21 protein-coding genes are annotated in these 23,088 nt (G+C 73.7%); 11 read left to right on the top strand and 10 right to left on the bottom strand.

Translation table 11 applies throughout. From position 1 onward, the window contains the following. Nucleotides 1-4: 4 nt before the first annotated feature. The 4 genes from AC3ET3_RS14205 to AC3ET3_RS14190 all read right to left on the bottom strand — a co-directional run bounded on the left by AC3ET3_RS14205 (nt 5) and on the right by AC3ET3_RS14190 (nt 4,163). A complete protein-coding gene (locus AC3ET3_RS14205) occupies nt 5-1,123 on the bottom strand; it encodes an LLM class flavin-dependent oxidoreductase (RefSeq protein ID WP_435612245.1) in 1,119 nt (372 codons plus the stop codon). A gap of 83 nt (nt 1,124-1,206) precedes the next feature. Then, a complete protein-coding gene (locus AC3ET3_RS14200; protein WP_432137411.1) occupies nt 1,207-1,980 on the bottom strand; it encodes an SDR family NAD(P)-dependent oxidoreductase in 774 nt (257 codons plus the stop codon). A gap of 9 nt (nt 1,981-1,989) precedes the next feature. Then, a complete protein-coding gene (locus AC3ET3_RS14195) occupies nt 1,990-2,907 on the bottom strand; it encodes a TIGR03619 family F420-dependent LLM class oxidoreductase (RefSeq protein WP_432137410.1) in 918 nt (305 codons plus the stop codon). Further along, complete coding sequence (locus tag AC3ET3_RS14190) at nt 2,904-4,163, bottom strand: amidohydrolase family protein (RefSeq protein WP_432137409.1); 1,260 nt, start codon at nt 4,161-4,163, stop codon at nt 2,904-2,906. Before AC3ET3_RS14190 ends, AC3ET3_RS14195 begins: the two co-directional genes overlap by 4 nt. A gap of 199 nt (nt 4,164-4,362) precedes the next feature. Between AC3ET3_RS14190 and afsR the strand changes: the two genes are divergently transcribed. The 3 genes from afsR to AC3ET3_RS14175 all read left to right on the top strand — a co-directional run bounded on the left by afsR (nt 4,363) and on the right by AC3ET3_RS14175 (nt 8,705). Beyond that, entirely contained in the window at nt 4,363-7,350 is a 2,988-nt protein-coding gene (gene afsR, locus AC3ET3_RS14185) for an SARP-family global regulator AfsR (protein ID WP_432137408.1), read from the top strand. Between the two features lie 288 nt (nt 7,351-7,638). Continuing rightward, entirely contained in the window at nt 7,639-7,932 is a 294-nt protein-coding gene (locus AC3ET3_RS14180; RefSeq protein ID WP_432137407.1) for a hypothetical protein, read from the top strand. 149 nt (nt 7,933-8,081) lie between these two features. After that, nucleotides 8,082-8,705: a DNA topoisomerase subunit B gene (locus AC3ET3_RS14175; protein WP_435612238.1), complete on the top strand. Its 624-nt coding sequence runs from the start codon at nt 8,082-8,084 to the stop codon at nt 8,703-8,705. A 37-nt stretch (nt 8,706-8,742) separates the two neighbouring features. On the opposite strand, the gene AC3ET3_RS14170 is transcribed toward AC3ET3_RS14175, so the two are convergent. After that, the gene (locus AC3ET3_RS14170) at nt 8,743-10,317 is read right to left on the bottom strand and encodes a FadD3 family acyl-CoA ligase (protein ID WP_432156361.1); all 1,575 of its coding nucleotides are present in this window, start codon (nt 10,315-10,317) and stop codon (nt 8,743-8,745) included. A gap of 116 nt (nt 10,318-10,433) precedes the next feature. Between AC3ET3_RS14170 and AC3ET3_RS14165 the strand changes: the two genes are divergently transcribed. From AC3ET3_RS14165 to AC3ET3_RS14155, 3 genes are read left to right on the top strand one after another with little or no spacing between them, the layout of a single operon-like run. Beyond that, on the top strand, nt 10,434-11,579 hold the full coding sequence (locus AC3ET3_RS14165; protein ID WP_432156362.1) for a lipid-transfer protein: 1,146 nt from the start codon (nt 10,434-10,436) through the stop codon (nt 11,577-11,579). Nucleotides 11,580-11,584: 5 nt separating this feature from the next. Then, entirely contained in the window at nt 11,585-12,004 is a 420-nt protein-coding gene (locus AC3ET3_RS14160; protein WP_432137403.1) for a Zn-ribbon domain-containing OB-fold protein, read from the top strand. After that, nucleotides 12,001-12,774 carry an enoyl-CoA hydratase/isomerase family protein gene (locus tag AC3ET3_RS14155; RefSeq protein WP_432137402.1) on the top strand — a complete coding sequence of 258 codons (774 nt, stop codon included), beginning with the start codon at nt 12,001-12,003 and terminating at the stop codon, nt 12,772-12,774. The genes AC3ET3_RS14160 and AC3ET3_RS14155 overlap by 4 nt, the downstream gene beginning before the upstream one ends. 130 nt (nt 12,775-12,904) lie before the next feature. Here AC3ET3_RS14155 and afsK read toward each other — a convergent pair whose 3' ends face one another. Next, nucleotides 12,905-15,352: a protein serine/threonine kinase AfsK gene (gene afsK, locus AC3ET3_RS14150; protein ID WP_435612237.1), complete on the bottom strand. Its 2,448-nt coding sequence runs from the start codon at nt 15,350-15,352 to the stop codon at nt 12,905-12,907. A 165-nt stretch (nt 15,353-15,517) separates the two neighbouring features. Next, nucleotides 15,518-16,222 carry an AfsK-binding protein KbpA gene (kbpA, locus tag AC3ET3_RS14145; RefSeq protein WP_432156401.1) on the bottom strand — a complete coding sequence of 235 codons (705 nt, stop codon included), beginning with the start codon at nt 16,220-16,222 and terminating at the stop codon, nt 15,518-15,520. 365 nt (nt 16,223-16,587) lie between these two features. On the opposite strand from kbpA, the gene AC3ET3_RS14140 reads away from it, so the two are divergent. After that, a complete protein-coding gene (locus AC3ET3_RS14140) occupies nt 16,588-17,223 on the top strand; it encodes a TetR family transcriptional regulator (RefSeq protein ID WP_432137420.1) in 636 nt (211 codons plus the stop codon). A 111-nt stretch (nt 17,224-17,334) separates the two neighbouring features. Here AC3ET3_RS14140 and AC3ET3_RS14135 read toward each other — a convergent pair whose 3' ends face one another. Further along, nucleotides 17,335-17,793, bottom strand: coding sequence for an Lrp/AsnC family transcriptional regulator (locus AC3ET3_RS14135; protein WP_432156363.1), 459 nt, complete (start codon nt 17,791-17,793; stop codon nt 17,335-17,337). A gap of 82 nt (nt 17,794-17,875) precedes the next feature. Between AC3ET3_RS14135 and AC3ET3_RS14130 the strand changes: the two genes are divergently transcribed. After that, nucleotides 17,876-18,550 carry a LysE family translocator gene (locus AC3ET3_RS14130; RefSeq protein ID WP_432156364.1) on the top strand — a complete coding sequence of 225 codons (675 nt, stop codon included), beginning with the start codon at nt 17,876-17,878 and terminating at the stop codon, nt 18,548-18,550. Between the two features lie 21 nt (nt 18,551-18,571). Here the strand turns inward: AC3ET3_RS14130 and AC3ET3_RS14125 are convergent, their stop codons facing one another. Then, nucleotides 18,572-19,042: a nitroreductase family deazaflavin-dependent oxidoreductase gene (locus AC3ET3_RS14125; protein ID WP_432137398.1), complete on the bottom strand. Its 471-nt coding sequence runs from the start codon at nt 19,040-19,042 to the stop codon at nt 18,572-18,574. Then, the gene (locus tag AC3ET3_RS14120; RefSeq protein ID WP_435612244.1) at nt 19,039-20,304 is read right to left on the bottom strand and encodes an acyl-CoA dehydrogenase family protein; all 1,266 of its coding nucleotides are present in this window, start codon (nt 20,302-20,304) and stop codon (nt 19,039-19,041) included. The genes AC3ET3_RS14125 and AC3ET3_RS14120 overlap by 4 nt, the downstream gene beginning before the upstream one ends. A 98-nt stretch (nt 20,305-20,402) precedes the next feature. On the opposite strand from AC3ET3_RS14120, the gene AC3ET3_RS14115 reads away from it, so the two are divergent. The 3 genes from AC3ET3_RS14115 (at nt 20,403) to AC3ET3_RS14105 (ending at nt 22,781) form a co-directional block, all read left to right on the top strand. Further along, nucleotides 20,403-21,575: a thiolase C-terminal domain-containing protein gene (locus AC3ET3_RS14115; RefSeq protein ID WP_435612236.1), complete on the top strand. Its 1,173-nt coding sequence runs from the start codon at nt 20,403-20,405 to the stop codon at nt 21,573-21,575. Between the two features lie 95 nt (nt 21,576-21,670). Continuing rightward, nucleotides 21,671-22,096 (top strand): pyridoxamine 5'-phosphate oxidase family protein, encoded by a 426-nt coding sequence (locus AC3ET3_RS14110; protein ID WP_435612235.1) that lies wholly within the window; start codon nt 21,671-21,673, stop codon nt 22,094-22,096. Nucleotides 22,097-22,106: 10 nt separating this feature from the next. Then, nucleotides 22,107-22,781: a pyridoxine/pyridoxamine 5'-phosphate oxidase gene (locus AC3ET3_RS14105; RefSeq protein ID WP_435612234.1), complete on the top strand. Its 675-nt coding sequence runs from the start codon at nt 22,107-22,109 to the stop codon at nt 22,779-22,781. The last annotated feature ends 307 nt before the right edge of the window (nt 22,782-23,088 follow it).

The following is a 23,088-nucleotide window of genomic DNA, read 5'->3' as shown; positions in this document are numbered from 1 at the left end:
CCCCTTACGCGGACTGGCGGAAGCGGGTCGTCCGGTGCACCGGGTCGGTGTCGATCCTGGGGATGACGTGCTCCCCGATGAGCCGGATCGTCTGGAGCGTCTCCTCCTTGGGGACGCCCACCGGCAGGCCGAAGCTGAGCTGGTCGGCGCCGGCCTGCTCCCACCGCTTGCACTGGCGCAGCACCTCGTCGGGGTCGCCGCAGATCAGCAGCTCCTCCTCGATGAGGATCTCGACGAACTCGGCGGTGTACTCGGGCAGCGTCTCGGGCCACTCGGGGAAGCCCTCGGGGCGCGGGAAGGTGTCGTGGTAGCGGAAGACGAGGGACGGCAGGTAGTGCAGGCCGCCGTTCACGGCGATGCGGATGGCCTCGTCGTGGGTGGGGGCGCAGATCGCGGTCGTCGTCACCATCACGTTGTCGTTGACGAAGTCGCCGACCGGCTCGGCGTCCACGACGGCCGTCTTGTACTGCTCCAGCACCCATTCCATGTCGGACACCTTCTGGATGCTGAAGCCCAGCACGCCGAGGCCCTTGCGGGCGGCCATCGCGTACGACGGCGGGGATCCGGCGGCGTACCACATCGCCGGGTGCGACTTGCCGTACGGCTTGGGCAGGATCTTCCGGGGCGGCAGCGACCAGTGCTTGCCCTGGAAGCCGGCGTACTCGTCCTGGAGCCACATCCTGGGGAACTCGGCGATCGTCTCCTCCCAGATCTCCTTGGTGTGGTTCATGTCGGTGATGCCGGGGAGGAAGCCGAGGATCTCGTGGGAGCCGGCGCCGCGTCCGGAGCCGAATTCGAAGCGGCCCTCGGTGAGGTGGTCGAGCATGGCGACCTTCTCGGCGACCTTCACCGGGTGGTTGACCTGGGCGAGCGGGTTGAAGATGCCCGAGCCGAGGTGGATGCGTTCGGTGGCGTGGGCGAGGTAGCCGAGGAAGACGTCGTTGGCGGACAGGTGGGAGTACTCCTCCAGGAAGTGGTGCTCGGAGGCCCAGGCGTACTTGAAGCCGGACCGGTCGGCCTGGATGACGTACTCGGTCTCCTCCATCAGCGCCTTGTGCTCGGCCAGCGGGTCGGTCTCGGCGCGCTTGCCCACGTATCCCTGTACGAACAGCCCGAATTCCACGGCGGTCACCGTCCCCGGCTCAGTTAGCTGACGAGTCGTCAGATTGGCATCGGCGGCTGACACCGTCAATAGCTGACGGTCAGTCAGACAATGGACACCCCGGCCAGCCAGCCGCCGTCGATCACGAACGGCTGCCCGGTGATGTACGACGAGTCCGCGCAGGACAGGAACAGCGCCAGCCGTGCCACCTCCTCCGGGCGCCCGATCCGGCCCAGCGGCACCAGGCCCCGGTAGAGCGTGTCCAGGGCCCGCGCGGTCTCCTCCGGGTCGGCGTCCGGGTCGAGCCGGGAGGGGTTGGACATCGCCGTGTCGATCGCGCCGGGACACACGGCGTTGACCCGGATGCCGCGCGGGGCGAGCTCCAGTGCGGCGACCCTGGTCAGGCCGAGGACGGCGTGCTTGGTGGCGGCGTAGGCGCCCACGGCGGCCATGCCGGTCAGCCCCGTGTAGGAGGCGGTGTTGACGATGGTCCCGCCACCCTCGGGCATCCGCGGCGCCACCGCCTTCACCCCCAGGAAGCAGCCGATCTGGTTGACCCGCACGACCCGCATGAACTCGTCCAGCGGGGTGTCCACGAGCGCGTTGAAGCGCAGGATGCCGGCGTTGTTCACCAGCCCGTCGAGCCTCCCGTACGCCTCCAGCGCCGCCGACACGGCCGCGTCCCAGTCGGCCTCCTCCCCCACGTCCAGGTGGACGTACAGCGCGCCCAGCTCCTTCGCCAGCGCCTGCCCCTGCTCGTCCAGCACATCGGCCACGACGACGTCCGCGCCCTCCGCCCGGAAGAGCCGCGCCTCCTGCTCCCCCTGTCCGCGCGCCGCCCCGGTGACGATGACGACCCGTCCGTCCAGCTTGCCCATGCCGTCTCCTCAGCCCAGTAGGGGCGCCACGTCGGCGCCGAACGCGGTGATCTGGTCGGTGAGTTCCGTCCGGCTCCGGCTGCGGAACCGGACCTGGACCTGGTGCACGCCCATCGCCCGGTACGCCCGCAGCGACTCGGCGACGGCGTCCGGGGCGCCGGTCAGGGTGCGGCGGCCGACGTCCCAGGCGGGGGTGCCGAGGTACAGGGGCTCGGCGAGGGCCCCCACGGTGAAGTCGCCGTGCCGGCCGTGCCTCTCGCGCAGCCGCCGGATGCGGGCGATCTGGTCCGGCAGGCGGTCCCGGGGGTCGCCCTGGGGCAGCCAGCCGTCCCCCTTCAGCGCGGCCCGGCGCACCGCGGCCGGCGAGGAGCCGCCCACCCACAGCGGGACGTGCGGCTGGGCGGGGCGGGGGCGCTGGCCGAGCCCCTGGAAGTCGTAGCGCTTGCCGTGGTGCTCGGGGAACTCGTCCGGGCCGAGCGCCGCACGCAGCGCGTCCACCGTCTCGTCGAGGACGGCCCCCCGGCCGCCGAAGTCCACGCCGAGCGCCGCGAACTCCTCCGGCACGTGCCCCGCCCCGACCCCGAGGACGAGCCGTCCGCCGCTGAGGTGGTCGAGGGTGGCGTACTGCTTGGCGGTCAGCAGCGGGTGGCGCAGGGCGACGACGGCGACGTGGCTGAGCAGCCGGACGCGTTCGGTCGCGGCGGCGAGGTAGGAGAGGGTGGCGACGGGGTCGTACCAGACCGTGCTCATCGCCGCGGCCAGGCGGCGCGGGACGGCGACGTGGTCGCAGACCGCGACGTACGCGAACCCGGCGGCCTCGGCGGCCCGCGCCACCGCGACCAGGTCGGCGGGGCCGGCGGCGGCCTCCCAGGGCTCGGCGAAGAGGGTGCTCTGCGCCTGGACGGGCAGCTGGATGCCGTACCTCACGGCGACCAGAGCCCCTCCGGGGTGAGCTGCAGCAGCTCGATCGCGTTGCCCCGGACGATCCGCTCGACGACGTCCGCGGGCAGGTGCCCCATCTGCGCCTCGCCCACCTCGCGGGACTTCGGCCAGGTGGAGTCGGAGTGCGGGTAGTCGGTCTCGTAGAGGACGTTGCCGACGCCGATGGCGTCCAGGTTGCGCAGCCCGAAGGCGTCGTCGAAGAAGCAGCCGTACACGTGCTCCGCGAAGAGTTCGGACGGCGGCCGGCGGACCTTGCCGGCGACGCCGCCCCAGCCGCGGTTCTCCTCCCACACGACGTCGGCGCGCTCCAGGATGTACGGGATCCAGCCGATCTGGCCCTCCGCGTACATCACCCGCAGGCCGGGGAACCGCTCGAACTTGCCGCTCATCAGCCAGTCGACCATGGAGAAGCAGCAGTTGGCGAAGGTGATGGTGGAGCCCACGGCGGGCGGGGCGTCGGCGGAGGTGGACGGCATGCGGCTGCTGGAGCCGATGTGCATGGCGACTACGGTGCCGGTCTCGGCGCAGGCGGCGAGGAAGGGGTCCCAGTCGTCGGTGTGGACCGAGGGCAGGCCGAGGTGCGGGGGTATCTCGGAGAAGGCGACGGCACGCACGCCGCGTGCGGCGTTGCGGCGGACCTCGGCCGCGGCCAGCTCGGCATCCCACAGGGGGATGAGGGTGAGCGGGATCAGCCGGCCCCCGGCCTGCGGGCCGCACCACTCCTCCACCATCCAGTCGTTGTAGGCGCGCACGCAGAGCAGCCCGAGGTCGTGGTCGCGCGCCTCGGTGAAGGTCTGGCCGCAGAAGCGGGGGAAGGTCGGGAAGCAGAGCGCGGACTGGACGTGGTTGACGTCCATGTCGGCGAGGCGGGCGGGCACGTCGTAGGAGCCGGGGCGCATCTGCTCGTAGGTGATGACCTCCAGCCGGATGTCGTCCCTGCTGTACCCGACGGCGGTGTCCAGGCGGGTCAGCGGGCGGTGCAGGTCCTCGTAGACCCACCAGTCGCCGAGCGGGCCGTCGTCGCTGCCGGGGCGGCCCATGACGGGTTTGAAGCGGCCGCCGAGGAAGGTCATCTCCTTCAGCGGGGCGCGGACGACGCGGGGGCCGGTGTCCCGGTACTTCTCCGGGAGGCGGTCCTGCCAGACGGTGGGGGGTTCGACGGTGTGGTCGTCGACGGAGATGATCCGGGGCAGGGTGGTGGTCCCGGAGGTGACGGGGGTCGTGGTCGTCTCGGAGTCCATGTCCGCCACGGTAGCGCTGATCTGACGGACCGTCAGCTAGGGTGTCGGCCGGCGGTCCGCGGGGAACGGTGCGGGGACGATGTGCGGACTTCGTGCACTCCCGCCCACCCGCCTGTGATCGGGGTCTCGCCCGGCTGACGTTTCCGGCATGGACAGGGCAAACTGACCTTGATGGTGAGGAAGCCGAGGGGGACTCCGAATGGACGACCGTGGACCGCGCGTGCCGGAGCAGAGGCGTCCGGGCCCCGCCGGCGACGGCGGGGGTGCCGAGGTGCCCGGGCGGACGGCCGTGCGCTTCGGCGTGCTCGGACCCGTACGGGCCTGGCGGGACGGCACGGCGCTGGCGACCGGCTCCCCGCAGCAGCGGGCGCTGCTCGCCGCGCTGCTGCTGCGCGAGGGCCGTACCGCCACCGCCGGCGAGCTGATCGACGCGCTGTGGGGCGAGGAACCGCCCTCCCAGGCGCTGGCCGCGCTGCGCACGTACGCCTCCCGGCTGCGCAAGGTGCTCGACCCCGGGGTCCTGGTCAGCGAGTCGGGCGGGTACGCCGTGCGCGGGCTCGGCGAGGGCGCGCTGGACCTGACCGAGGCGCAGCACCTGGCCGCCGAGGCCGAGAAGGCCCGGGCGGCCGGTGACCTCACCCGGGCGCGCGAGGCCCTGAACCGGGCGCTGGACCTGTGGGACGGCGAGGCGCTGGCCGGCGTGCCCGGCCCGTACGCCGAGGCCCAGCGGGTCCGGCTGGAGGAGTGGCGGCTCGGCCTGCTGGAGTCCCGCCTCGACATGGACCTGGAGCAGGGCTGCCACGCCGAGGCGGTCTCCGAACTGACCGCCCTGACCGCCGCCCACCCGCTGCGCGAACGCCTGCGCGAGCTGCTGATGCTCGCCCTGTACCGCAGCGGCCGGCAGGCGGAGGCCCTCGCGGTGTACGCCGACACCCGCCGCCTGCTCGCCGAGGAACTCGGCGTCGACCCGCGGCGCGGCCTGCGCGAGCTGCAGGGCCGCATCCTGCGCGCCGACCCGGCCCTCGCGGAGCCCCCGGCGCCGGCCGCCGAACCGGCGGTCGTCCCGGTGCGCCCGGCCCAGCTCCCGGCGACCGTGCCGGACTTCACCGGGCGCTCCGCCTCCGTGCGGGAGCTGAGCGAGGTGCTGGCTGCGGCGTCGGGCAGCGAGGGCCGGGTGATGGCCGTGTCCGCGCTGGCCGGCATCGGCGGCGTCGGCAAGACGACGCTCGCCGTGCACGTCGCCCACCAGGCGCGGGCCGCCTTCCCCGACGGCCAGCTGTACATCGACCTGCAGGGCGCCGGCCAGCGGGCGGCCGAGCCGGAGACCGTCCTCGGCGCCTTCCTGCGCGCCCTGGGCACCGCCGACTCCGCGATCCCCGACTCGCTGGAGGAACGGGCGGCGCTGTACCGGTCGGTGCTGGACGGCCGGCGGGTGCTGGTGCTGCTGGACAACGCCAAGGACGCGGCCCAGGTGCGGCCGCTGCTGCCCGGCACCGAGGGGTGCGCGGCCCTGGTCACGTCCCGGGTGCGCATGGTCGACCTGGCCGGCGCGCACCTCGTCGACCTGGACGTGATGTCGCCGGACGAGGCGCTGGCGCTGTTCACGCGGATCGTCGGCGAGGAGCGGGTCGGATCGGAGCGCGAGGCGGCGCTGGACGTGGTCGCCGCGTGCGGCTTCCTGCCGCTCGCCATCCGCATCGCCGCGTCCCGGCTGGCGGCCCGGCGCACCTGGACGGTGTCCGTGCTGGCCGCGAAGCTCGCCGACGAACGCCGCCGCCTCGACGAGCTCCAGGCCGGCGACCTCGCCGTCAAGGCCACCTTCGAACTCGGTTACGGCCAGCTCGAACCCGCCCAGGCCCGCGCCTTCCGGCTCCTCGGCCTCGCCGACGGGCCCGACATCTCCCTGCCCGCCGCGGCCGCCGTCCTCGACCTGCCCGCCGACGACACCGAGGACCTCCTCGAATCCCTCGTCGACACCTCCCTCCTCGAATCCGCCGCCCCCGGCCGCTACCGCTTCCACGACCTGGTCCGCCTCTACGCCCGCGCCTGCGCCGAACGCGACGAACAGCCGCCGAGCGAACGCGAGGCCGCCATGTCGCGGCTGCTGGACTTCTACCTGGCGACCGCGGCCGGGGTGTACGCGATCGAACGGCCCGGGGACCGGCTGGTGGACCACCTCCAGGCCACGGAGTACCCGGGGCTGCGGTTCACCGACGGGCGCGCCGCGCTGGACTGGCTGTACACCGAGGCCACCACCCTGCTCGCCTGCGTACGCCACTCGGTGCGGGGCGGCCGGCTGCGCCGCGCCATCGACCTGCTGTGGGCCGCCAAGGACCTCGCCGAGTCGGGGGCCAACGCACGCGAGTACGAGGAGTCGGCGCTCGCCGCCCGGGACGCCGCGCGCGCGGGCGGGGACCCGCGGGCGGAGGGCCGGGCGCGCATGGCGATCACCAACGTGCACATCGTGGCCGGCCGGTTCGCCCAGGCCGACGAGGAGGCCCACCACGCCATGGAACTGGCCCGGGCCACCAAGGACCCGCTGCCGAGCGGCTGCACCCCCAACGACCGGGGCATCATCGCGCTCTACCAGGGGCGCCACCACGACGGCGAGGTCCATCTGCGCGAGGCACTCACCAACTACCGGGCCGACGGCAACCGGCCCGGCGAGGCGAGCGCCCTGTGCAACATGTCCCGGATCCACCTCGCCACGGACCGCGTCGACAGCGCCGTGGAACTGGCCGGGGAAGGCGTCGCGATCTACGACACCCTGGGGCACTCCCTGCGCGGCGCCAACGCCCGCTACGCCCTCGGCCTGGCCCTGACCCGGTCCGGCCGGCTGGACGAGGCGCTGTCCTGCCTGGACGACGCGCTGGGCGTGTTCCGGGAGAGCCGCCAGCGACTCTGGGAGGGCATGACGCTCTTCCGCATGGCCGAGGTCCACCTCGCCGCGCACAGGCCGGCCAACGCGGCCGCCATGACCGAGCAGTCCCTGTCCGTCCTGCGGGGCATCGGCGGCGAGTGGCGCCGCGCGAACGTGCTGACGGTGCTCGGGCGCAGTCTGAACAGCCTCGGCCAGTCCGACCGGGCCCGCGCGTGCTGGCAGGAGGCGCTGTCGGTCTTCGACCGGCTGGGCTCCCCGGAGGCCGCGGAGGTCCGCGCCCTGCTCGCCCCGGCGACCGCCGCGTGAGCGGCGCCTGAGCGGAGCGAGCGGGCCCGGCCGGGGCGAGCGGGCCAGGCCCGGCCGAGCGGGCCGAGCGGGCCCGAGTACCGCCCCCACGCGGGGCGTTCATCGTTCGTTTATCGCCGGGCGGCACGCTCGGTACCGCGATCCGGCGCTTCGGGGGGCAGGCGGGTCGCCGGTGAAGGCCCACCCGTAGGGTGGCGGCCTCCACGCCTGTCCGGTGGCCCTCGGGGGAGTCACCGGGCAGGTACTTCCGGACCCCGGTCCAGCAGCTCAACCAGAGGAGTCACGACGATGAGCGACGAGACGATCGACACGGCGGTCGCCACGCCCCAGGAGAACCACGCCACCGGCGACGAGGCCGTCACCACGCTGGAGAACCACGCCACCGGGACGCCTCTGAACGCGCCGCAGGGCGAGGTCGCCGGGACGCCTCTGACCACGCTGGAGAACCACGCCACGGGGACGCCTCTGAACGCGCCGCGGGGCGAGGTCGCCGGCGACGAGGTGACCGTCATGGAGAACCACGCGACCGGCCCCCAGAAGATGCTGCTGGAGAACCACGCCACCACGGAGAGCGCCGGCTGACGACCACCGCAGGGGGGACGGCCGCGGCGGCGCCGAGGGGGAGCCGCCGCGGCCGTATTCGCGTTTCAGGGGGAGTCGTCCACCGGGTGCCCGGAGTGGCAGGGGGAGTCGTCCGCCGGGGTCGGGGATCGGCCCGGGATACTCGGCGTATGGGTGCTTCGAGGGGCGAGTGGGTCAACACCACGCATGACTGGGCCGCGTCGGTGGACGAGGGGCATCTCGCTCATGTCCGGGAGCGGGCCGGGGAGTTCGCGCCCGGCGGTGCCTGGCATCTGGTGCTGGAGGTGGTGGCGTACGCCGCCGACGAGGCACTGGGCAGGGGCCGCGGGACCTGTGTGGTCACCGTGCATCGCGACGGGTCCGTCGCCGTCTCCGACGACGGGCGGGGGACGGACACCAGGGTCGACGTGTCCGGGCGGGTGGTGCGCAAGCCGGTGATGGCCACCAAGGACCTGCGGTTCTTCGACTCCCCGGGGGCCGAGCGGCTGCCCGACGGGCACCCCCGGCGCGGGATGTCCGTCGTCGCCGCGCTCAGCGAGTGGCTGGTGCACACCAACCGGCGGCACGACGGCTCCTGGACCCAGCGGTACGAGTACGGCGTCCCGGTGACCGGTCTGGAGCCCGTGCCCGGCGACGGGACCACCGGGACGACCGTGCGCTTCCTGCCGTCGGCCCCGCTGCGGCCGGTGCTGGTGCCGGCCGTGGACCGGCCCGAGCATCCCGGGCGGCTGGCCGCCGTCTGGCCGTGGCTGGAGGTCCGGCTGACCGAGTGATCGTCAGCCTCTGTCCCCCAGCTCGCCCTTCACCACCTCAGTCCCCGCCCCGCAGCTCGCCCTTCAGCACCTTTCCGCTCGCGTTCCTCGGCAGCTCGCGCACGAAGCGGACCGTCCTCGGCACCTTGTAGTTCGCCATCTCGCGCCGGGACCAGGCGATCAGCTCGTCGGCGGTGAGCGACGCCCCCGGCCGGCGGACCACGTACGCCCTGCCGACCTCGCCGAGGCGGGCGTCGGGTACGCCGACCACCGCCGCTTCGGTGACGCCGGGGTGGCGGGCGAGGGCCTGTTCGATCTCCGCCGGGTAGGCGTTGAAGCCGCCGACGACGTACATGTCCTTCAGGCGGTCGGTGATCGTCAGGTTGCCCTGCCGGTCCAGGACGCCGATGTCGCCCGTGCGCAGCCAGCCGTCCGGGGTCAGCGCCTCCCCGGTGGCCGCGCGGTCGCCGTCGTAGCCGCGCATGACGTTGTAGCCGCGGACCAGGACCTCGCCGGGCGTGCCGGGGGCGAGGGCGGCGCCCGCGCCGTCGGCCACCCGCACCTCCACCCCGGGCACGGGCCGGCCCGAGGTGGCGGCGACCACCTCGGGCGGGTCGTCCCGGCGGCACATGGTGACCAGTCCGGACGCCTCGGAGAGGCCGTAGGCGGTGAGGACGGTCGCGACGCCGAGTTCGTCGCGCAGGCGGCGCACCAGCCGCAGCGGGACCACCGCCGCGCCCGTCACCACCAGCCGCAGGGAGGAGAGGTCGTGGTCGCGGCGGGCGGGGTGGTCGAGGAGGGACTGGAGCAGGGTCGGCGGGCCGGGCAGGACCGAGACCCGCTCCGCGGCGATGTTCGCCAGGGCCGTCCCGGCGTTGAAGACCGGCTGCGGGATCAGGGTCGCGCCCCGGGTCAGGCAGGCGAGGGCGCCGGCCTTGTAGCCGAAGGTGTGGAAGAACGGGTTCACGACGAGGTAGCGGTCGCCGTGGCGCAGGCCGGCCAGGTCGCTCCAGGTGTCGTAGGCGCGCAGGGTCTGCGCGTGGGTGATCACCGCGCCCTTGGGGCGGCCCGTGGTGCCCGAGGTGTAGACGATGTCCGAGTCGGCGGGGATCTCCGCCTCGCGCACCTCGGCCGCCGGTACGCCCTCCCCCGCCGCCAGGAAGTCCGGCCAGGTCAGGAAGCCGGGGGGCGCGTCCTGGGACAGCACCACCGCCGTGCGCAGCTCCGGCAGGCCCGGGAGGTCCGGCCCCCGCCCCGCCCCCACCGCCCGCCTCAGCGAGGTCACGTACGACGTGCCGAGGAAGGTGCCCGTCACGAACAGCAGCCGGGTCCCGCTGCGGCGCAGGACGTCGGCCGCCTCGGCGCCCTTGAAGCGGGTGTTGAGAGGGACCAGCACTCCGCCCGCGGTGACCGCGCCGAGGGCTGCGACCAGCCAGTCCAGGGAGTTGGGGGCCCAGATCGCCACCCGTTCGCCGGGGCGCAGGCCGTGGGCCAGGCAGGCGGCGGCCGCGCGTTCGACGCGGGCGCCGAGACCTGCGTAGGTGATCCGGGTACGGCCGTCCACGACCGCCTCGGTGTCCGCGTACCGCACCGCCGACCAGCGCACCAGCTCCGGGATGTTCCGCCACTCCATGAACGGCCGCCTCCCCGCCCCGCACCACACCAGCTGACTGTCCGTCAGATTAGCTGTAATCTGACGACCTGTCAGCCACAGTCGTGGCCGCCGTGCGGAGATCGGAGGTGCGGGCCGTGTCCCTCAAAGACGCCACCGCCATCGTCGGGATCGGACAGACCGCCTTCGCCAAGCGACTCGAGGAGGACGAGCGCGGCCTCGCCTGCCGGGCCGTCGTCGCCGCCCTCGACGACGCGGGGATAGCGCCCGGCGAGGTCGACGCGCTCGCCTCCTACACCATGGAGGAGACCGACGAGGTCGAACTGGCCAAGGCCGTCGGGTTCGGCGACCTGACCTTCTTCGGCAAGGTCGGCTTCGGCGGCGGCGGCTCCTGCGCCACGGTCGCCCACCTCGCCGCCGCCATCACCGCCGGACAGGCCACCGTCGGCGTCGCCTGGCGGTCCCGCAAACGGGGCAGCGGGCCGCGGCCGTGGACGAACGTCCGGGCGCAGCTGCCCACGCCGGGCCAGTGGACGCGGCCCTTCGGGCTGCTGCGGCCCGCGGACGAGATCGCCATGCTGGCCCGCCGCTACCTGCACGAGTACGGCGCCACCCGCGACCACCTGTTCAACGTCGCCCTCGCCTGCCGCAACCGCGCCAACCAGAACCCGGCCGCCGTGATGTACGAACGGCCCCTCACCCGGGAGATGTACATGACGTCCCGGTGGATCAGCGAGCCGCTCTGCCTCTTCGACAACTGCCTGGAAACGGACGGCGCGGCGGCCTGCGTCGTCGTCTCGGCCGAGCGCGCCCGGGACTGCCGGCAGCGGCCCGTGTACGTGCACTCCGCCGCCCAGGGCCTGCCCGCACAGCACCACGGCATGGTCAACTACTGGACCGACGACCCCCTGACCGGGCCGTCCTGGGCCGCCGCCCGGCACCTGTGGAAACAGGCCGACTTCACGCCCCAGGACGTCGACGTCGCCCAGATCTACGACGCGTTCACCCCCCTCATACCGCTCTCCCTGGAGGGCTACGGCTTCTGCGGGCGCGGCGAGGGCGGCCCCTTCACCGAGGGCGGCGCCCTGGAGACCGGCGGGCGGCTGCCGCTCAACACCGCCGGGGGCGGGCTGTCGGAGGCGTACATCCACGGCTTCAACCTGATCACCGAGGGCGTCCGGCAACTGCGCGGCACCAGCACCGCCCAGGTGCCGGGCGCCGCCACCTGCCTCGTCACCGCCGGCGAGGGCGTACCCACCTCCGCACTGCTGCTGAGGAGCTGACCACCGTGCTCACCCCTGTCACCGACCCCGACGGCGCCCCCTTCTGGGAGTACGCCGCCCGGGGCGAGCTGCGCGTCCAGTACTGCGCCGACTGCGCCGAGCCCCGCTTCCCGCCCCGCCCCTGCTGCCCCCGCTGCCAGTCCTTCGCGAGCGAGTGGCGGGCCGTGTCCGGGCGAGGGCGGATCTGGTCGTACGTACTCCCCCATCCGCCGCTGCTGCCCGACTACGCGCGCTGCGCCCCTTACAACGTCGTCGTCGTGGAGCTCGCCGAGCATCCGGGGATCCGGCTCGTCGGGAACGTCGTCGCCCGCGCCGACGCCGCTCTCGACTCCGTGCCCCCGGACCGGCTGCGGATCGGGGCACGGGTGCGGGCGGTGTTCGGCGCGGACGGGCTGCCCCGGTGGGTCCTGGAGGAGCGGCCGTGAGCCTGCTCGTCGAGGCGGACGCCGGCAGCGGGGTCGCCGTGGTGACCCTGGACCGGCCGGAGAGGCTCAACTCCATCGACACCGGGCTGGCGGAGCGGCTGCGCCGGACGTGGCGGAGGTTCCGGTACGACGACTCCGTGCGGGCCGTGGTGCTCGCCGCCGCCGGGACGCGCGCCTTCTGCACCGGCATCGACCGCGACACCGCGGTCCCCCAGCCGGCCTCCCCCTACATGCAGGACGATCCGCTGCTGGACGTCGGGCCCAAGGCGAACGGCCTGTGGAAGCCGGTCGTCGCCGCCGTGGAGGGCATGGCCTGCGGGGGCGCCTTCTACCTGCTCGGGGAGTGCGAGTTCCTGATCGCCGGGGCCGACGCCACCTTCTTCGACCCGCACACCACCTACGGGATGGTCAGCGCCTACGAGTCGGTGCTGATGGCACACCGGATGCCCTACGGGGAGGCCGCCCGGATGATGCTGATGGGCACCGCCGAACGGGTGTCGGCGCGGCGGGCCCACCAGGTCGGACTGGTCTCCGAGGTCACCGAGGCGGGCGCAGCCCGCGCCGCCGCCGTGGCCCGCGCCTCGGTGCTCGCCGGGTATCCCGCCGAGGCCGTGCAGGGCACCGTACGGGCGCTGTGGGCGGCCGGGGAGACGGCCCGGGCGGCGGCGTTCGCACAGGCACCCCACCTGATCGCGCTGGGCAACCTGCCCGCCGACCGCCAGGCGGCCCTGTACGCCGCCCGGCGGACCACCCCGCCCGAGGTGCGGTGACCGGCGGTCAGTTCGTCCTGCCCCGACCGACCGTCCCGCAGGCGCCGGCGACCGCCCTGCACACGCCGGACCGACCGTCCCGCACCCCCGGCCGTCCGTCCCGCCGCAGCCCGGCGACCGCCCTGCGGCGTCACGACGTGCGTGCCGTACCGGTGCCCTTCTCCGCGTCCAGGGCGTACACGCAGCGGTCCTTGCTGCACGCGTACACCACGCCGTCCTTCACCACCGGGGAGCCGGTGATCTCGCCGCCGGTGGCGAGCTTCCAGCGCAGGCGGCCGTCGTCGGCCTTGAGGGTGTACAGGAGGTGGTCGGTGGAGCCGAAGTGGATGCGGCCCTCGGCGACCGCGGGCGCGCCGACGATGTCGCCGCCCGCCTGGAAGCGCCACTTCGGGGTGCCGGTGACCGCGTCAAGGGTGTACAGGCCCTTGCCGCTGCCCACGTGGACGTGGCCGCCCGCGACGAGCACCGGCTCGACGGAGGACCGTGCCTCGGTGGCGATGCGCCAGCGGTCGCGGCCGTCGGTGGCGTCGAGGGCGTACACGGTGCCGAGGTAGTCGGCGAGGTAGAGGCCGCCGCCGGTGACCGCGGGGCCGGGCACGAAGGTGGGCGGGCACAGGAAGACCGCCGGGGCCTCGAAGTGCCAGCGCACCATGCCGCTGACCACGTCGACCGCGAGGACGCGGGTGCCGGCCGAGACGTACACGTAACCGTCGGAGGCCGGGGTGACCCGGACCGGGACGCCGCCGCAGGAGGCCGCGTCGCCGATCGGGTACGACCAGCGCTCCTCGCCGGTACGGGCGTCCAGGGCACGCAGCCGGGCGTCCTGCCAGACGTACACCGTGCCCTCGTGGAGCTGGGGCCCCGCCTCGGGCGACTCGAAGTCGGTCTGGCAGCCGGTGATCTCCCACAGTTTCTGGCCGCCCGCTGCCTCCCAGGCCTGGACGCCGCCGCCGCGCGTCCCGGTGAGGACGGTGCCCCGCTCCGCCTTGAGCGTGTACACCCAGGCCTCGGTCTGCACCCGCCACAGGTCCAGGCCCTCACGGCAGTCCAGTGCGAACAGGGTGGGGCCGTCGGAGGCGTGGATACGGCCGTCGGCGACCGCCATGGACCAGGCGACGTCACGGGTCTTGAAGCGGCGCCGGCCGGTGGCCACGTCGAGCGCGTGGACCTCGAAGGAGGTGACGTAGACCAGGTCGCCGCCGACCGCCGGGGTGCCCCAGACGTCGTTGGACATGCGGAACCGCCAGGGCCGCCAGCCGGTGGCCTCCGGGGGCGCGGCCGGCGCGGGCGGCACCGCGGGGTCGGCGCCGTTGACGCCGGGGCGCGGCTTGGACCAGGAGGCGACCAGGCCGGGGTCGGGCGCCGGCGCCCTGGTGGCGGCGGAGGCGCGGACATCGGCGACGCGCGGGCCGGGCCCGACCGGAACGGCGGCCCCGGCCAGCCGCACCGGGCCGGTGTCCGGGGCGCCGACGCCGGCCGGCACGGGCGGCCGGGCCGGGTGGGCCGGCAGCGCGGGCTCGTGGGACGGCGGGGGCGGCACGGCGGGCAGGCCGCCACCGGAGCCGCCCCGGCCGGGGCCACCGTGGCCGCCGGGGCCACCATGCCCGCCGGGGCCACCGGGGCCACCATGCCCGCCGTGTCCGCCGTGTCCGCCTCGGCCTGACGCGGGGAACGCGGTGGTCCGGCCGCCGCGGCGGGTCTCGATGAGGGCGACCGCCCGCTCGGGCAGCCACGCCGACGCGGTACCGCTGTCGTCCGAGCCGGAGCCGAACAGGTGGGGCGCCAGCTGGGCCTGGAGGTCGGCCGGGTTGGGCCGGGCGGTGGGGTCCATCTGCATGCACGACTCGATGAGCAGGCGCAGCTCGTCGGGGAGTCCTTCGAGGTCCGGGCCCTCGCGCAGCAGCATGAAGACGGTCTCGACCGGGTTCGCGCCGTGGTACGGCGGGTGCCCGGTGGCGGCGAACACCAGCATCGAGCCGAGCGAGAAGACGTCGGACGCGCCCGTCACGCTCCGCGAGTCCTTCGCCTGCTCCGGGGACATGTAGGCGGGGGTGCCCACGGCGACGTTCGTCATCGTCAGACGCGTGTTCGACACGCCGGACGCGATACCGAAGTCGATCACCCGGGGGCCGTCCTCGACGACCAGCACGTTGGACGGCTTCAGGTCACGGTGGACCAGCCCGGCGCCGTGGATGGACTGCAGCGCCTCGGCGACACCCGCCGCCAGCCAGCGCACCGCCTGGGCCGGCAGCGGCCCACACTCGTTCACTATCTCTTCGAGGGAGGGCGCGGGCACGTACGCGGTGGCCAGCCACGGCACGGCGGCGCGCGGGTCGGCGTCGACCACGGCCGCCGTGTAGAAGCCGGAGACCGCCCGGGCCGCCTCCACCTCACGCGTGAAGCGCACGCGGAAGAGCTGGTCCTCCGCGAGCTCCGTGCGCACCGTCTTGATCGCCACCCGCCGGCCGGACGCCGAGCGCGCGAGATAGACCAGCCCCATGCCGCCGGCACCCAGCCGTCCCAGCACCTCGAACGGCCCGATCCGCCGCGGATCGTGCTGCGTCAGCTGATCCACCACTTGCCTGCCACCTCCCCGTACGGGCCGCGCCACCGATGTGTTCACGCGGCCCCGTGCAGCGTCTCACCACCGCACCGCCTTGGCGGCACGCACCCTGATTGTTCCCGGCCGGACGCCCGCTGGCGAACCCTTGCACAAACGGGGTGTCTCATATCAGAGCAGAGCCTAGTGGCGCTCCAGCAGCGCGAACGACGCCCCCTGATTGTCGCTGACGACGGCGACCGTGCCGTACGAGGCGGTGAACGGGCCGGCCCGCACCCGGCCGCCGAGCCGGATGACCGTATCGAGCGCCGCGCCGCAGTCCGCCACCTGGAAATGGACGACGAAGTGCGGGGGCATCTCCGCGGGGAAGACGTCGGAGACGGGCGCCCGCCCGAAGTCGGGGTCGGCGTCCGGGCCGAACAGGGCGTCGTGGAAGAGATCGCCGTAGAAGGCGTTGGCGCGCTCGGTGTCGCGGGTGTACAGCTGCGCCCAGGTGAAGGCGCCGGGGGCGCGCCGCCGCCCGAAGCCTGGGTGGGTGTCGGCCTGCCACAGGCCGAAGACGGCGTTCTCGGGATCGGTCACGAGGGCGGCGACACCCAGCCGGGCGACCCGCAGCGGAGCCATCACGACCTGACCCCCGGCGGCCAGGACCCGGCGGGCGGTCGCCTCGATGTCCGGGGCGGCGAAGTACACCGTCCAGACGGTGGGCATCCGCCCGTCCGCCTTGTGGGCGAGCGCGGCGACGGGCTCACCGTCCAGCCGGGCCCACACCGAGCCGCCGTACGCGTCCTCGAACGTCCATCCGAAGAGCTCGCCGTAGAAGCGGCGGCCCGCGTCGAGATCGGGCAGCTGGGCGTCGACCCAGCAGGGGACGCCCTCGGCGTACAGCCGCGCCGCCGCGCTCTCGGTGGCGCCGGAGGGGGGTGGTGGGGGTGCCTCCGCGCGCTCGGGGGAGCCGGGCGGGGGCGGTGACTCCACGCGCTCGGGGGAGCCGGGCGGGGGCGGGGGCGGTGACTCAGGCGACGCTGTCGGTTCCGAGGACCCCGACGACCCCGACGACTCCGGCGCCCCTGATGACTCCGATGCCCCCGTTGACTCCGATGCCCTGTTTTCGGCCATGAACCCAAAGTAGCGGCGGCCGACGCACCCCGCAGACCAGCAACACCCGCCTCCGAGCACCCGCGCACCCCATTTGCAGTCGGCCGAATCGCGCTCGGACACCCCCTCGGTAAGCTGACGGCATGACAGGACAAGTGCGTACCGTCGACGGCCGCGTTGCCGGTCGGCGCGGGCAGGCGACGCGGCAGAAGCTGCTGGACTGCCTCAGCGAGATGCTCAGCTCCTCTCCCTACCGGGACGTCAAGGTGATCGACGTGGCCCGGAAGGCGGGCACTTCGCCCGCGACCTTCTACCAGTACTTCCCGGACGTCGAGGGAGCCGTCCTGGAGATCGCCGAGCAAATGGCCGCCGAGGGCGCCGGGTTGGCCGAGCTGCTGGAGGGGCGTTCCTGGGTCGGCAAGGCCGGCTGGCAGACCGCGCAGGAACTGACCGACGGCTTCCTGGAGTTCTGGCGGAACAACGACGCGATCCTGCGCGTCGTCGACCTCGGCGCGGCCGAGGGGGACAAACGCTTCTACAAACTCCGGATGAAGATCCTCAACTCGGTGAACAACTCCCTCGCGGACGCGGTCGCCGAGCTCCAGGCCAAGGGGCGGGTCGACAAGGACGTGAACCCGGCGGCGATCGCCGGTTCGCTCGTCGCCATGCTCGCGGCGGTCGCCTCGCACCAGAAGGGCTTCACCAGCTGGGGTGTGAAGCAGGCCGAACTCAAGCCGAACGTAGCGTTGTTGGTGCACCTGGGCGTCACCGGGAAGAAGCCCACGAAGTAACCCTCACGTCCTGTCTCACGAGCGGTGGTCCACCTGACGCACGGGTGGCCACCGCTCGCGGCTTTACGGGGCGGCGGCTCAGGGCCGCACGGGGCACGGGCGGCCAGAGGCTCATGCCTGTGCGGGCAGGGGCCGGTCCTTGACCACGTGCTTCATCACCAGCGTCGACGTCAGCCGCTGCACGCCCGGCAGCGTCGCCAGCCGCTCGTCGTAGAGCCGCTGGAAGGCGGCGAGGTCGGCGGTGGCCACCCGCAGCAGGTAGTCGGGCTCGCCGAACAGCCGCTCGGCGTCCAGTACGTGCGGGATGTCGGCCAGCGCCTTCTCGAACTCGGCGACCGTGTCCCGGTCCTCCTGCCGCATGGACACGAAGACCAGCGCCTCGAAGGTCAGCCCCAGCGCGGTCGGCTCCACCAGCGCCCGGTACCCGCTGATCGCCCCCGACCGCTCCAGCTCGCGCAACCGGCGGTGGCACGGCGAGACGCTCAGCCGCACCCGCGCGGCCAGCTCGGTCACGGTCAGCCGCCCGTCCTGCTGCAGCTCGGCAAGGATTTTCCGGTCCACGTCGTCCATGAGGCATATTTTCCCGGCATGGGATGGCCTGGTGGCAAACTTCAGGAACACTTTCGCGACAAAAGTTCCTAATCTCACCGTCATGGACTCAGGAGCGCTGTTCTCTTTCCTCGCCGTCGACCTGCTGCTGGTGTGCGTACCGGGCGCCGACTGGGCGTACACGATCGCCGCCGGGCTGCGCGGTCGGCCGGCGTCGGTGGGGATCGCGGTGGCGGGCCTGGTCAGCGGCTACGCCCTGCACACGGCGCTGGCGGCGGCGGGCCTGGCCGTCCTGGTGGCCGGCTCCCCGGCGCTGCTCACCGCCCTGACGGTGGCGGGTGCGGCGTACCTGGTGTGGCTGGGCTGGGGGGTCGTACGGCGGCCGGGGGTGCCGGGGGCGGGCGAGGAGACGGGGACAGGGACGGGCGAGGAGACGGGGACGGGGACGGGCGCAGAGACGCTGGGGTCGTCGCGTACGTCGGTCTTCCTGCGCGGGGCGGCGATCAGCGGCCTGAACCCGAAGGGGCTGCTGCTGTACCTGTCAGTACTTCCGCAGTTCCTCACCACCGGCAGCGCCGCCCGCCTCCCGGTGGCCGCCCAGACCGCCACCCTCGGCGTCCTGCACATGGCGTGCTGCGCCCTGGTCTACGGCATCGTGGGCGCCCTGTCCCGCGCCCTCCTGTCGGCCCGCCCGGCCGCGGCCCGCGCGGTGACCCGCACCTCGGGCGCGGCCATGCTGGGCATAGGGGCGTTCCTGCTGGTCCAGCACGCGCTGTGACGCAGTCCCCGTGGCGTACGCCTATGACGCCCGCCGGGTGAGCCGGAAGAGGCGGATCTCGCGCTCCACCCGCTCCTGGTAGGCGGCGTACGGCGGCCAGAACGCCAGGACGGCCTTCCAGGCGGCCTCGCGCTCCTCCCCCTTGAGCAGGCGGGCGGTGACGGGGACGTCGGCACCCTTCCAGCTGATCTCGGCGTCGGGGTGGGCGAGCAGGTTGTGGGTCCAGGCGGGGTGGCCGGGCCGGCCGAAGTTGGACCCGACGAGGATCCAGCCGCTGTCGTCGGGCATGCAGGCGAGCGGGGTGCGCCGGGCCTGCCCACTGCGGGCGCCGGTGGAGGTGAGGACGACCCCCGGCAGCATCTGGGCGCTGAGCAGGACCTTCCCGCGGGTGAGGCGGTGCACGGCACGGTCGAGCGGCGGGAAGACGTGCGGCCCGATCCGGGCGAAGGCACGGGTGGCGGACACCTTCTGCACGAGCCTGACGCCGATCACAGGACCACCGCCTTCCGGTCGGAGGCGTCGTATGTATCGCGTGTATCGCGCGCGTCGGATGTATCGCGTGCATCGGACGCGTCGAAGAGGCCGGCCCGGTCGGCCGCGCGGGCCCGCAGCCGGTGCACGGGCCCGAAGAGCAACTCGTCACCGGCGGCCCGCTTCACGTAGAGGTGCGCGTCGTGCTCCCAGGTGAAACCGAGCCCCCCGTGCAGTTGGACCGCCTCGGCGGCGGAGACCCGCAGCGCGTCCAGGGCCTGGGCGAGGGCGAGCCCGCCGACCCACTCCCTTTCGTCTTCGCGGCCGGACCCGGCCGCGAAGGCGGCGTGGTGGGCCGCCGAGCGGGCCGCCTGCACCCGGACGTAGACGTCGGCCAGCCGGTGCTGCACGGCCTGGAAGGACCCGATGGGCCGCCCGAACTGCTCGCGCCGCCCGACGTGCCCGACGGTCAGCTCCAGCGCCCGTTCCGCCGCGCCGACCGCCTCGCAGGCCAGGTGGGCGGCGGCGGTGTCGCCGGTGGCGGCGAGCGCGGTGAGCACGGCGGCCGGATCACCGTCGCCCAGCAGTTCGGCCTCGGTGTCGCGGAGCTGGATCCGTCCCCGGGGCCGGGTGGCGTCCAGCGCGGTCTGCCGCACCCGGACCAGTCCGGACGCCTCCCCGGACACGAGGAACAGCAGCACGCGCGAGCGGACGTACCCCCCGCTGTGGGCGGCGACCAGCAGCAGTCCGGCGTCGTGCCCGTCGAGGACCTGGGCCGCCTCCCCGTACAGCCGCCAGCCACCGCCGACCCGGCGGGCCTGGACACCCCCGGCGCGCCCGCCGCCCGCCCACTCGCCGCTGTTGGGGCCGGTCAGCGCGAGCGCGGTGGCGAGGGCGGACCCGGGCACGGCGAGGGCGGCGGTGAGCTGTCCGGCGGCGATGCGCGGCAGCAGCTCGGCGCGCTGGACGTCGGTGCCGAGGGCGAGCAGCAGGGGGGCGGCGAGGACGGCGGTGGCCAGCAGCGGGCTCGGCGCCAGGACGCGTCCCGTCTCCTCGGCGGCGAGGGCGAGTTCGGTCACCGAGCAGCCGACGCCGCCGTACGTCTCGGGCAGGGCGAGCCCGGGCAGGCCGAGGTGGCCGGCGAGGGCGGTCCACAGGGCGGGGTCGTGTCCGGCGGGGGTGTCGACGGCGTGCCGGACGTCGGCGCCGGTGCACCGCTTGCGGAGGAGTTCGCGCAGGGCGCGGCGGATGTCGTCCTGCTCGGCGGTGAGGCGGGCGTCCATGGCGGCTCCCTGGCTCTTGCCTGACTCTTCCGTCTTCATCTGACGGTCCGTCATATTAGGGGGGCGGGGACGGATTGCCCAGGGTCGGGAGGCCGCCGATGACACGCGGGAGCCGGAACGTCGCAGTGGTGGGCGTCGCCCTCTCCGACTGCGGAGGAGTACCCGACGCGACGCCGTACACCCTCCACGCCCAGGCGGCCCGCCGCGCCCTGGCGGACGCGGGCCTGCCCCGGCGGCTGATCGACGGCTTCGCGTCGGCGGGCCTGGGCACCCTCGCCCCCGTCGAGGTCGCCGACTACCTGGGCCTGCGCCCCACCTGGGTGGACTCCACCTCGGTGGGCGGCGCCACCTGGGAGGTGATGGCCGCCCACGCCGCTGACGCGATAGCGGCGGGCCACGCGAACGCCGTACTCCTGGCGTACGGCTCCACGGCCCGCTCGGACGTGAAGGCGGGCCGCCGCACGGGCACACTCTCCTTCGGCGGGCGCGGCCCGACCCAGTTCGAGGTCCCCTACGGCCACACCCTGATCGCCAAGTACGCGATGGCGGCCCGCCGCCACATGATCGAGTACGGCACGACGGCCGAGCAGCTGGCGCAGGTCGCGGTCCAGGCCCGAGCGAACGCGGCCCTGAACCCGGAGGCGATGTTCCGGGACCCCCTGACCGTCGACGACGTACTCTCCGGGCCGGTGATCGCCGACCCGTTCACCAAGCTGCACTGCTGCCTGCGCTCGGACGGCGGCGCGGCGGTGCTGCTGACCGCCGAGGAGTACGTACGGGACTGTCGCACACCCCCGGTGTGGATCCTGGGCACGGGAGAGGCGGTGTCCCACGCCGCGATGTCGGAGTGGGAGGACTTCACGGTGTCCCCGGCGGCGGCCAGCGGACGCCTGGCCTTCGAACGGGCCGGCGTCGGACCACCGGAAATGGACTTCGCGCAGCTCTACGACGCCTTCACCTACATGACGCTGGTGACCTTGGAGGACCTGGGTTTCTGCGGAAAGGGCGAGGGCGGGGCGTACGTGACGGACGCCCGCCTGACGGTGACCGACGGGGCCCTCCCGGTGAACACCGACGGCGGCGGCCTCTCGGCCCAGCACCCCGGCATGCGCGGCCTGTTCCTGCTGGTCGAGGCAGTACGTCAGCTGCGGGGCGAGGCGGGGACCCGGCAGGTGCGGGCCCGCGACGGCGGGTTGCCGCGGCTCGGCGTGGCCTCGGGCACCGGGGGATGGTTCTGCTCGTCCGGAACGGTGGTGCTCGGCCGAAACTGAGCGGTGCGCGGGAGGGCCGGGAAGGCGACGGGTGGGGGCGGTGTTGTCGCTGCGGCCCGCCCCGTTGACCGCCCAACATACTTAAGGATCCTCCGATGCCCCTGAGCCGCGAAGAACGAGAGACGTTCCTGTCCGAGCCCCACATCGCCGCACTGTCGGTGGACGGCGGACCGGGCCGGGCACCCCTGTCGGTACCGATCTGGTACTGGTACGAGCACGGCGGCGACGTATGGATCATGACGGGCCGGGAGTCGCGCAAGTACGGCCTGATCGAGGCCGCGGGCCGTTTCACCCTGATGGTCGACCGCCTGGAGCCGACGATTCGGTACGTGTCGGTGGAGGGCCCGGTTGTGGCGGTAGACCCGGCGACGAAGGAGGAACTGCGCAAGATGTCGGCCCGGTACCTGCCCGCCGAGAAGGTCGACGGCTACGTCGACTTCGCGTGGAAGGAACACGGCGAGCAGGTGGTGATCCACATGCGTCCGGAGAGGTGGGTGTCGTCGGACCTGGGCCAGGTGTGACCATGACGCCATGGCACCGGATCTCCACGCACTCCATGAACTCCTGAGGTCACAACGGGTCTGGGACCCGGCGACGACCACCCTTCCGCCCTTCGACCCGGCCTCGGCCCCCGCGGACCCCCTCGCCCTCTTCACCACCTGGTTCGCGGAGGTCGTGGCGGCGGGCGAACGCGAGCCGCACACCATGTCGCTCGCCACGACGGACGAGGCCGGCCACCCCGACGTCCGCATCGTCATGCTCCACGGCGCCGACCACACCGGCTGGTCCTTCGGCACCCATCGCACCAGCACCAAGGGCCGCGCCTTGGCGTCCCACCCGTACGCCGCTCTCGCCTTCTACTGGCCGACCCTGGGCCGCCAGGTACGGGTCCGGGGCCCGGTCGTGACCGGCACGGCGGAGGAGGCGCGGGCCGACCTCCACGCCAGATCGACGGGCGCCCTGGCCGCGGCCCTCACGGGGCACCAGAGCGAGCCGCTGGGGTCGGTGGCGGAGTTGGCCCGAGCATCGGAGGAGGCATGGACCCGGGCCCGGACGGAACCGGCCGCCGATTCCTCCACGTGGACCCTGTACCGCCTGCGGCCGGAGTCGGTGGAGTTCTTCCAGGGGGACGAGAGGCGGCGGCACGTGCGGCTTGAGTACAGGCGCGAGGGCGAGGGGTGGCGGCGTCAGCTGCTGTGGCCGTAATCACGGGTGGTAAACAAGCGTATTGATCAGAAATTCACGGGGCTCACTCGTCGAGGAGGTACCGGACGTATCGGTCGCCGAGGTATTCGCGCACGATGTGGAGCCGACGCTGTCGCGGTGGAAGAAACTGCGGGTCTGGGCGGCGAGTTCGTGCTGGTTTCCACAGGCGACATGACTAGGCGTACACCAGAGCGCCGTTGGCGTCGGGACTCGACTGCTTGACGTACTGCTGCAGTTCACGAATCCCCCGTTCGAGAGCGGAACGACCGAGAACATGACGTCGAACACCTTCCAGCAGAGTGCCGGG

The organism is Streptomyces sp. bgisy159, from assembly GCF_057707805.1.
This window is presented reverse-complemented; position numbering and strand designations above follow the sequence as displayed.

Coding starts and splice junctions, on each gene's coding strand:
- AC3ET3_RS14200 (WP_432137411.1), bottom strand. CDS start 1,980: ATGGGCAAGCTGGACGGACGGGTCGTCATCGTCACCGGGGCGGCGCGC.
- AC3ET3_RS14190 (WP_432137409.1), bottom strand. CDS start 4,163: ATGGACTCCGAGACGACCACGACCCCCGTCACCTCCGGGACCACCACC.
- afsR (WP_432137408.1), top strand. CDS start 4,363: ATGGACGACCGTGGACCGCGCGTGCCGGAGCAGAGGCGTCCGGGCCCC.
- AC3ET3_RS14180 (WP_432137407.1), top strand. CDS start 7,639: ATGAGCGACGAGACGATCGACACGGCGGTCGCCACGCCCCAGGAGAAC.
- AC3ET3_RS14175 (WP_435612238.1), top strand. CDS start 8,082: ATGGGTGCTTCGAGGGGCGAGTGGGTCAACACCACGCATGACTGGGCC.
- AC3ET3_RS14170 (WP_432156361.1), bottom strand. CDS start 10,317: ATGGAGTGGCGGAACATCCCGGAGCTGGTGCGCTGGTCGGCGGTGCGG.
- AC3ET3_RS14135 (WP_432156363.1), bottom strand. CDS start 17,793: ATGGACGACGTGGACCGGAAAATCCTTGCCGAGCTGCAGCAGGACGGG.
- AC3ET3_RS14130 (WP_432156364.1), top strand. CDS start 17,876: ATGGACTCAGGAGCGCTGTTCTCTTTCCTCGCCGTCGACCTGCTGCTG.
- AC3ET3_RS14120 (WP_435612244.1), bottom strand. CDS start 20,304: ATGGACGCCCGCCTCACCGCCGAGCAGGACGACATCCGCCGCGCCCTG.
- AC3ET3_RS14115 (WP_435612236.1), top strand. CDS start 20,403: ATGACACGCGGGAGCCGGAACGTCGCAGTGGTGGGCGTCGCCCTCTCC.
- AC3ET3_RS14110 (WP_435612235.1), top strand. CDS start 21,671: ATGCCCCTGAGCCGCGAAGAACGAGAGACGTTCCTGTCCGAGCCCCAC.
- AC3ET3_RS14105 (WP_435612234.1), top strand. CDS start 22,107: ATGGCACCGGATCTCCACGCACTCCATGAACTCCTGAGGTCACAACGG.